The organism is Nocardiopsis lucentensis DSM 44048, assembly GCF_000341125.1.
GTDB classification, from domain to species: domain Bacteria; phylum Actinomycetota; class Actinomycetes; order Streptosporangiales; family Streptosporangiaceae; genus Nocardiopsis; species Nocardiopsis lucentensis.
Window position 1 is genome coordinate 1 of record NZ_ANBC01000308.1, and the last position, 8475, is coordinate 8475.

At 72.0% G+C, this 8475-nt stretch carries 6 protein-coding genes and 1 pseudogene; 3 read left to right on the top strand and 4 right to left on the bottom strand.

What is annotated here, in order from left to right:
• Positions 1 to 305 precede the first annotated feature (305 nt).
• The gene (locus D471_RS0110940; RefSeq protein ID WP_026127610.1) at positions 306 to 1016 is read left to right on the top strand and encodes a M50 family metallopeptidase; all 711 of its coding nucleotides are present in this window, start codon (positions 306 to 308) and stop codon (positions 1014 to 1016) included.
• Between the two features lie 115 nt (positions 1017 to 1131).
• Here the strand turns inward: D471_RS0110940 and D471_RS0110945 are convergent, their stop codons facing one another.
• The 3 genes and pseudogenes from D471_RS0110945 to D471_RS0110960 form a co-directional block, all read right to left on the bottom strand.
• Entirely contained in the window at positions 1132 to 1482 is a 351-nt protein-coding gene (locus D471_RS0110945) for an STAS domain-containing protein (protein WP_017598664.1), read from the bottom strand.
• Positions 1483 to 1968: 486 nt separating this feature from the next.
• A pseudogene (locus D471_RS33835) lies at positions 1969 to 4244 on the bottom strand (hypothetical protein).
• A 117-nt stretch (positions 4245 to 4361) separates the two neighbouring features.
• Positions 4362 to 5456, bottom strand: a complete 1095-nt coding sequence (locus D471_RS0110960) for a CaiB/BaiF CoA transferase family protein (RefSeq protein WP_017598665.1) — start codon at positions 5454 to 5456, stop codon at positions 4362 to 4364.
• 415 nt (positions 5457 to 5871) lie between these two features.
• Between D471_RS0110960 and D471_RS0110965 the strand changes: the two genes are divergently transcribed.
• Positions 5872 to 7035: a resuscitation-promoting factor gene (locus D471_RS0110965; protein WP_026127611.1), complete on the top strand. Its 1164-nt coding sequence runs from the start codon at positions 5872 to 5874 to the stop codon at positions 7033 to 7035.
• Positions 7036 to 7062: 27 nt separating this feature from the next.
• A complete protein-coding gene (gene rsmA / locus D471_RS0110970; RefSeq protein WP_026127612.1) occupies positions 7063 to 7959 on the top strand; it encodes a 16S rRNA (adenine(1518)-N(6)/adenine(1519)-N(6))-dimethyltransferase RsmA in 897 nt (298 codons plus the stop codon).
• 182 nt (positions 7960 to 8141) lie between these two features.
• Here rsmA and D471_RS0110975 read toward each other — a convergent pair whose 3' ends face one another.
• Positions 8142 to 8366 carry a hypothetical protein gene (locus D471_RS0110975; protein ID WP_017598668.1) on the bottom strand — a complete coding sequence of 75 codons (225 nt, stop codon included), beginning with the start codon at positions 8364 to 8366 and terminating at the stop codon, positions 8142 to 8144.
• Between the last annotated feature and the right edge of the window lie 109 nt (positions 8367 to 8475).

Consider the following 8475-nt stretch of genomic DNA (forward strand, 5'->3'; position numbering starts at 1 on the left):
CCAGGGTCACGATCGCGAGCGCAGCAGTACGTTTCACGTGCGAATCCTCACTTTGGGTATGCAGGTAACTACTACCAGTGGTGACTTTAGGGTGGCGCTCTCCGTTTGGCCAGCACTTCGACGCACTTGGCGCTGATTGGCCTCTGAACGAGGACCTCCCCCACGGCACGTACGCCACGGACGCAAATGTCCTAAAGTTCGGCGAGGGCCCGCGTCCCCCGGTTCGGCCGCCTCACGGAGGAGACTTCGCGTCGAAGGTGTTTCGCACGGGCCCGTGACGGAGTGTCGACGAGTCGGGAGCAGTGGTGGGAACAACCTTCGGTGACGTCTGGCGTGAGGTGCTGTCCGTCCAGCCCGCCCCCGACCAGTGGATCATCATCGCCGCGGCGGTCCTGGCGCTGGCCGCCGTCCTGCTCGGGCCGCCGTGGAGGGTGGCCCGCAACGTCGTCACCATCGCGCACGAGGGCGGTCACGCCCTGGTGGCGCTGCTCAGCGGACGCCAGCTCACGGGGATCCGCCTGCACTCCGACACCTCCGGCGTGACCGTCTCCCGGGGCAGGCCGACCGGCGTCGGGATGATCCTCACGGTCTTCGCGGGCTACGTGTCGCCGTCCATGGTCGGACTCCTGGGCATCCTCATGCTCATGTCCGACCGGATCACGGCTCTGCTGTGGCTGAGCATCCTCGTGCTCGCCGCGATGCTGCTGATGATCCGGAACGTCTACGGCGTGGTGTCGATCGTGGGTACCGGTGCCGTCGTGTTCGGCGTCAGCTGGTTCACCCCGCCGGAGGTCCAGGCGGCCTTCGCCTACCTGTTCATCTGGTTCCTGCTCTTCGCGGGGGTTCGCCCGGTGTTCGAACTCCAGGTCCAGCGGATGCGTCAGCCCTCCCCCCACTCCGACGCCGACCAGCTGGCCCGTCTCACGGGTGTGCCGGGAACCCTGTGGGTGGTGGTCTTCGCCCTGGTCAACATCGCGGTGACCGCCCTGGGCGGGTGGCTGCTCCTGCTCAGCTAGGTGCGGTCCGACGGGGCGCAGCCAGGGCGCCAGAGGATCGGGACCGCGCCGTGGGCGTCCGTTGAGGGTGGTGACGGTGGGCCGAGGCGAGGTCAGGGCCCACGACGAGCACAGCTCAGGCGCGCGGAGCGGAGAGCGCCTCGGCGACCGAGGCGAAGACCGGGATCCGGGTGTCCAGAGCGGTCACCCGCAGGGTCTGCATCACCCGGTCGACCGGGGCGGCGATAGCCAGCAGCGCCCGCTGCTCCAGGGCGGCCTTGTGCGCGCGGATGAGCACGCGCAGCCCGCTGGAGTCGATGAACCGCAGGTCCGAGCAGTCCAGGACGACGCGCCCGGACGGCTGTGTGGTCAGCGCCTCGATCACCGCGTCCTGGAAGCGGTGCTCGGTGGCCATGTCGATCTCCCCGTCCAACGACAGGACGCGTCCCGCCTCGTTCAGGGTGGAGACGATGGTCAGGTCGGGCATTGCCACTCCGGCGAACTCGGGCCGTGCCAGACGGGTGGGCGAGGCGGGCCGCGCGCCACCCCGGATGCGGGTGCCACCCGGTGTGTCCGTTGCCTTACGGCGGTAGCGAAGCTGCTGGTTCATCAAGTTCCTTGCCTGGTACCCCGTGCTGGGGCCGGGGATGAGACGCCTTTCTCGCATGGCCTGCTCGGGAAAGCGCGTCAGTACCTCGAACGCGCGAGGACGGCACGAAAGTTCCGTGGATACCGAGTCCCGCAGTCGGGATGGGGGCGGGCTCCGCGTCGTGGCGGCCGCCGCCGTGGAATTCCTCGTCTCCCGTGCGATGGAGCGGGCTGGTCGGTGAGACCGGTCGGCCACATCGATGATCGTTCCCACGAGGGCCGCCCAGCCTCGGATTTTACCACAGGCCCGTAGCCGATTCGTGACGTGAGCGACGCAAGGTCGTGCTCGTGTGGTTTGGTGTCCGCGTGCCGCCAGGGGTGCGTGTCACGTCCCTTGGGCGGTTCCGGCGGGTTCCGCGGACTCCGGCGGTGTCAGATCCTCCTGCTGCAGCGCCCACACGCACGCCGACAGGGTCAGCGGGACCGCCACCGTCAGCGCGATCGCCGGAATCGCCACCCCCGAGTCGTTGACCGCGAACCCCACCAGGGCGGTCACCAGCGAACCGGTCAGACCCGCCCGGAGTGTCGGAGCGTACTCGTAGGCCCGCTGGAGCGCGCCGATCCGCCAGTTGGTCGGTCGGTTGAGCACCGCGAACAGGAACACCAGCGCGCACGCCGCGAGCAGGGTCAGCTGCCAGTTGCCGAAGGTGCCGAGCATGGCCGACAGCTTGCGGCCCAGCACCGTCCCCGCCTCTCCGTCCAGCACCTGGGCGGCGAACGCGCCGACGTGGCTGCGCGCCTTCGCGGGGCGCTGGAGGTCCAACCAGGCCAGGGCGGTGATCGCCGCCACGGCGACCGTCCCCACGGCGGNNCCGTCACCGCCAGTCCCGGGATCAGGGCGATCACCCCGCCGAAGTCGGTGCCCAGGCCGGGCCAGCCGACGATCAGCACCGTGGCCGTCCCGATGACGAGCGTGGTGGTCACGGCGGCGCGGTGCCACCCCCGCGTGATGAGTTCGTGCGAGACCCCCGCCACCGCCATGAGCATCCCGGTCGCGAACGTGGCGAAGGCGATGTTCCCGATCCCGTAGAACCGGCCCGCGACGATCGGCGAGTACCCCGTCGGCGAGTTCATCTGGAGGTTGGCGCCGAAGCACAGGTCGAGGAAGAGCACGGCCGTGGTCGCGCCCGCCACCACGGTCATCGGACCGAGGACCGACCGCCGCCACGGCCCTGCCACGGCGGCCGCCACGACCAGTGCGTCGGCGACGACCACGCAGGTGAGGAGGGCGAGGAACGGGGCGCCGGAGGCCCACCAGGGGACCAGGTTGGCGAGGTAGCTGGCCACCGGGAAGGCGGCCCCGGCCAGTGCCACGATCCGCGTGACGGAGAACACCAGGGAGCGCTTGTCCGGTTGGCGGTTCGAGTACCGGTGCAGGGCGAAGGCCGCCGCCGCGTAGATGAGGAGCTGGAAGGTCACCAGGCCGCTGTAGAACCCGGGCAGAGCGGTGCCCACGATGGTGGCCGCGGTGTTGAAATCCACCAGCTCGTCCACCGCCGCCGCGGTCGTCGCCGGGCGCGCCGTCGTGTGCCAGGCCCGGCCGCCGGTCGGGTCCGAGGGGGCCACCCCGAGCGTGTCCATGACACTCGGCGTGGTGTCGGTGAGCGCCACCAGTCCGGCGCGCCGGGTCGACTCCGAGGCCAGGAACCCCTCCCGACCCACCACACCCCCGTCGGTGACACGGCCCGACATGGCGACGGTGAGCTCGGAGGGGCCGGTGTCCATGGACACGCCGACCACCATCAGGGTCGCGCCCTCGGGCAGGAGCCGCGTGAGCGTGCGCATCCGGGCGTCGATCTCCGCCAGAGCCCCGTCACGCTCCCATTCCGGGACGTCGTCGGGGTCGGTGCGCTCCCCCTTGTCCCCGAGGTCGTCGCCGTCGCCGTCGCCGTCGCCGTCGTCGTCGGGGGAGGGGCTCGGGTTCGGACGTGTCGGGTCGGGGTAGAGGCGGGTCAGCTCCGGAAGCTCGACCACGGTCAGCGACGCCTCGCGGAGGTGGCCGGGTGTCAGGCCCCGCGGGTCGCGGAGGTAGCGGTCGACCGTCCCGGAGGTGTCGGCCGCGCCGACCGCCGCCCCCGGCCCGACCGCGAGGGTCGTCCCGCCCGCGTCGCGCACGGTCTGGCCGAGGAGGCCCACGGGCGCGGCGAAGACCGACCGCGCGTTCTGGCGCACGTACGTGTCGAAGCCGGTGACGCGGGCCCCCGCCCCCACGAGCTGGGGTTTGGGGGCGGGTTCGCACACCGTGAAGCGCTCGCGCACGGACAGCGCCCGCTGTCCCGCCGACACGGAGAGCCAGCCGTCGGTGGGGCACGTACGCGAGGTGGCCGTCCGGATGGACACGTTGGCGATCGAGGTCCGCCCGGCCAGGTCCCAGAGGGTTGGCGTGGACTCGGGGGTGATGTCCCGCCACAGCAGGCCCGGTACCCCCACCAGGACCACGGGAGCGCCGTCCACCGTGCGTGTGTCGGCGGAGGCGGCCGGGCCCGTGAACACCAGCGTCGACGCCGTGGCGGCGAGGAGGAGCGCGAGGAGCGCGAGGGCCCCCGGTCGGGCGCTCCGGTCCCGTGCCGCCAGCGGGGCGGCCCCTCGCTTCCCTGCCATGGCTGCCCCCCGTCGTGTCCGGTCGATCACCCTAGTGACCGGCGGCGTCGCGGTGGGGGACCCGGCACCCGGGAGTGGGGTCGTGTCCGCCCCGCGCCCGGGGAGCAGGGGGTCCGTTCAGTCCGCCAGGCCCCACCGCTTGAGGGTCTCGGCCGTGTCCGGCAGTTCCCGCCCCCGGGTGACGCCGCCGGGGGTGCGGCCGAAACGGGGCGCGGGCCCGGACACCACGCGGTCGCCGTCGCGGACGAGCGTTCCGCGGGCCCGCATGTGCGGGTGGTCGGGGGCCTCCGCCAGCGACAGGACCGGCATCACGCACGCGTCGGTGTCCTCGAAGACCTCGGCCCACTCGTCGCGGGTGCGGCCGCGCAGGACCTCGGCGAACCGTTCGCGCAGCCGGGGCCAGCCCTGGCGGTCCCACTGGTGGGGCAGGTTCTCGTCGGTCAGGCCGGTGCCCTCCAGGAAGGCCGCGTAGAACTGCGGCTCGATGCACGCGACCGACACGTGGCGGCCGTCGGCGCACTCGTACACGTCGTACCAGGGAGCTCCGGTGTCGAGGTAGTTGGTGCCGCGTTCGTCGCTCCAGGAACCGCGGGCGCGGTCCTCGTGCACCATCGACATGAGCAGTGAGCTGCCGTCGACCATCGCGGCGTCCACCACCTGGCCGCGGCCCGACCCCTGCCGCTCGACCAGGGCGCTGAGGATGCCCGTGACCGCGAACATCGTGCCGCCCGCGAAGTCCCCGAGCAGGTTGATCGGGGGGACCGGCGGGCCGCCCGCACGGCCGACGGAGTGCAGCGCGCCGTTGACGGAGACGTAGTTCATGTCGTGTCCGGCCGTGTGCGCCAGGGGGCCGTCCTGTCCCCACCCGGTCACCCGGGTGTAGACCAGGCGCGGGTTGAGCTCCAGACATGTGTCGGGGCCGAGACCGAGCCGTTCCATGACTCCGGGCCGGAAGCCCTCCAGGAGGACGTCGGCGCGCGCGACGAGGTCGAGTGCGAGCCCGCGGCCCTCGTCGGACTTGAGGTCGGCGCCCAGGACGGTGCGCCCCTCGCTCATGTGCGGGCCGTTCCCCCCGGAGCGCATCGCTTCGGCGGCGGCGGGCCGGTCGAGGCGAATGACGCTCGCGCCCAGGTCCGCGAGGAGCATTCCGGCCATGGGGGCGGGGCCGATCCCGGTGAACTCGACGACACGGATTCCGTTGAGGGGTCCCATGGGTGGCCTCCTGAACCTGGGGATGGACTGTGCGAGGGCGAGGGGCGCCCGCTCGACTAGAACGACGTTCGGTTCATTGTGCAGTCTCGGCCGCCCGGGTGCCACACGGGACCGGAGGAATCTGGTCGGGCGGGCCGGTCACGCGCCGGTCCAGGGGCCCGTGAGTGAATTTCGGTTGAGCGCTACAACGCATTCTTCGATGGGTGTTAATGTGGCGGTGTCCGCTGGTCACAAGAGATGCGGCGTGCATTATGCGCGCGATTTCCGTTATGTCCGAAATCCATCGCCGCCAGCGTGAACCCCCGCCAACCCCAGGAGTCGCGGGGATGATCCGTTGTGTGGACCTTCCGGTTCGGGCGATGCGACGGATGGCCGTCCGGGCCTTTCCCTCCCTCAGGAAAAGGGTGAATCCACCATGAGTCGTGTTCCGAGGAATTCCTCCCGCCGTACTCGGGGCGGGCGCCGCCGCGCCCGCCGTGCCACGACCCTCCCCCTCCTGGCCGCGGCCGCCGCCGGACTCCTCGCGGCCGCTGTCGGGGGGACCGCCCTCGCCGTGGACCGGAGCGTCGTCCTCGACGCCAACGGTGAGGAGCGCACGATCCACACCTTCGGCGGGACCGTCCAAGACGTCCTCGACGCCGCCGGAATCACCCTCACCGAGGGTGACGTCGTCGCCCCCGACCCCGACGCGCCGGTCGCCGACGGAGAACACGTCGTCCTGCGCTCACCCCGCGACCTCACCGTCGAACTCGACGGCCACGCACTCGACCACAGCGTCCACGCCGCCACTCTCGGGGAGGCCCTCCCGCAGATCGGCCTCGACCCCGAGGCCGTCGAGCTCTCCCAACACCGGGACACCCCCCTGCCCGACGACGGGCTCGTCGTGAGCGCCGAGCGGGCCCCGCGCATGGTGGTGATGTACGACACCGTCCGGACCGAGACGCGCACCGCCGGCGCCACCGTCGCCGACGTCCTCGACGCCGCCGGGGTCACACCGGGCGAACACGACGTCATCACCCCCACACCCGACGCGCCCGCCGAACCCGACATGGTCATCCGGATCCTCCCGGTCGTCGGGGAACCCGTCACGGAGGAGGTCGTCATCGAGGCGGAGACCGTCGAGGAGGAGGACCCCGAGCTTCCCGAAGGTGAGCGCGAGGTGGTCACCGAACCCGTCGACGGGCTCAGGGAGATCACCACCGCCACCGTGCTGCGCGACGGGGAGGAAGTCGAACACGAACTGTCCGAGACGATCGTCACCGAACCCGTCGACGGTCTCGTCCGCGTCGGTACCCGTCCGTCGGAGACGGCCCCGGTCGGCGGTGGACCGGCGGCCGGGCTCAACTGGTCCGCGCTCGCCGAGTGCGAGTCGGGCGGCGATCCCACGGCCGTCAACCCCGCGGGCTACTACGGCCTCTACCAGTTCAGCCCCAGCAGCTGGAGCTCGGTCGGCGGCAGCGGACTGCCCTCGGAGGCCAGCGCGGCGGAACAGACCCAGCGCGCCCAGCAGCTGTACACCAACGTCAACGGGAACTGGCAGAGCCAGTGGCCGCACTGCGGCGCACGCCTGTTCGACTGAGTTCCGGTGTCCGGGCAATGGCAAGATGTGGGGGTGACACAGACACCCGCACCCGACCCGACCGACCCGTCCGAGCAGTCCCGACTGCTGACGCCCGCTGACGTGCGCGCGCTCGCCGAACGGTTCGGTATCCGGCCCACCAAGACCCTGGGCCAGAACTTCGTCATCGACCACGGCACCGTCCGCCGGATCGTCAGGGTCGCGGGGGTCACCGCCGACGACGTGGTCGTCGAGGTCGGACCCGGCCTCGGCTCGCTCACCCTGGCCCTGTTGCCACACGTGCGCCAGGTCACCGCGATCGAGATCGACCCCGCTCTGGCCGAGGCGCTGCCCGGAACCGTCGCCTCCCACGCTCCCGACCTCGCCGACCGGCTGAACGTCGTCCCGGGCGACGCCATGCGGATCGCGGAGGTTCCCGGGCCCACGCCCACCGCCCTCGTGGCCAACCTGCCCTACAACGTGTCCGTGCCGGTGCTGCTCCACCTGCTCGAGCTGCTCCCCAGTCTCGAACGGGTACTGGTCATGGTGCAGGCGGAGGTCGCCGACCGGATCACCGCCACACCGGGCGGCCGGATCTACGGCGTCCCCTCCGCCAAGATCGCCTGGTACGCCGCGGCCAGGCGGGCGGGTGCGGTCGGGCGCAACGTCTTCTGGCCCGCGCCCAACGTCGACTCCGGACTGGTCGAACTGATCCGCCGGCCGCCCCCCGCCACCGAGGCCACCCGTGAGGAGGTCTTCCGGGTGATCGACGCCGCCTTCGCCCAGCGCCGCAAGACCCTGCGCGCCGCCCTGTCCGGGTGGGCGGGTTCGGCTCCGGCCGCCGAGGGGGCCCTGCGCGCCGCGGGGGTCGACCCGACCGCGCGGGGCGAGTCGCTCGGGATCGAGGAGTTCGCGGCCATCGCGGAGCACCGGCCGCGGGACTGAGGCGTATTCGCCTGGGGCCTTCGTGCTGCTCCGGCCCACCCGTCACCCACCACCACCCGCATGCCGCTTCGCGGGAGTGCGGGGCACCCTGAACGGACGCCTTCGGCGCGGTGTTTCCCTCTTCGTCACCCACCACCGCCCGCATGCCGCTTCGCGGGAGTGCGGGGCGGCCCAGGCACCCCTCAGGCCTGGGGCTTGGCGTGGCTGTCGTGGCGGTCACCGTTGCGGCGCGACCGCGTGAGCGCACGCGCCACACCGGCCACACCCAGCCCTGCCGCCAGCACGGGCAGCACCCACACCACGTTGAACCCCCAGTCGCCCGTGCCCCGGACGACGAACGCCAGTGCCAGCCCCAGGAACAGCAGGCCCGCGACGAACGACCCCCAGTCCGTCCTACGCCTCGCCATGCCGTACCTCCACAACCCCGACCAGTCCGTCGGTGTCCACGCTGATCGACGGGGCTTCGGCGCCGTCGCCGTCCCCGTCGCTTCCGTCCGCCGTGACCGGCGGGGGGGC

Excerpts from the sequence above, each read along its gene's own strand:
- D471_RS0110945 (WP_017598664.1), bottom strand. The coding sequence starts at position 1,482 with ATGCCCGACCTGACCATCGTCTCCACCCTGAACGAGGCGGGACGCGTC.
- D471_RS0110960 (WP_017598665.1), bottom strand. The coding sequence starts at position 5,456 with ATGGGACCCCTCAACGGAATCCGTGTCGTCGAGTTCACCGGGATCGGC.
- D471_RS0110965 (WP_026127611.1), top strand. The coding sequence starts at position 5,872 with ATGAGTCGTGTTCCGAGGAATTCCTCCCGCCGTACTCGGGGCGGGCGC.
- D471_RS0110975 (WP_017598668.1), bottom strand. The coding sequence starts at position 8,366 with ATGGCGAGGCGTAGGACGGACTGGGGGTCGTTCGTCGCGGGCCTGCTG.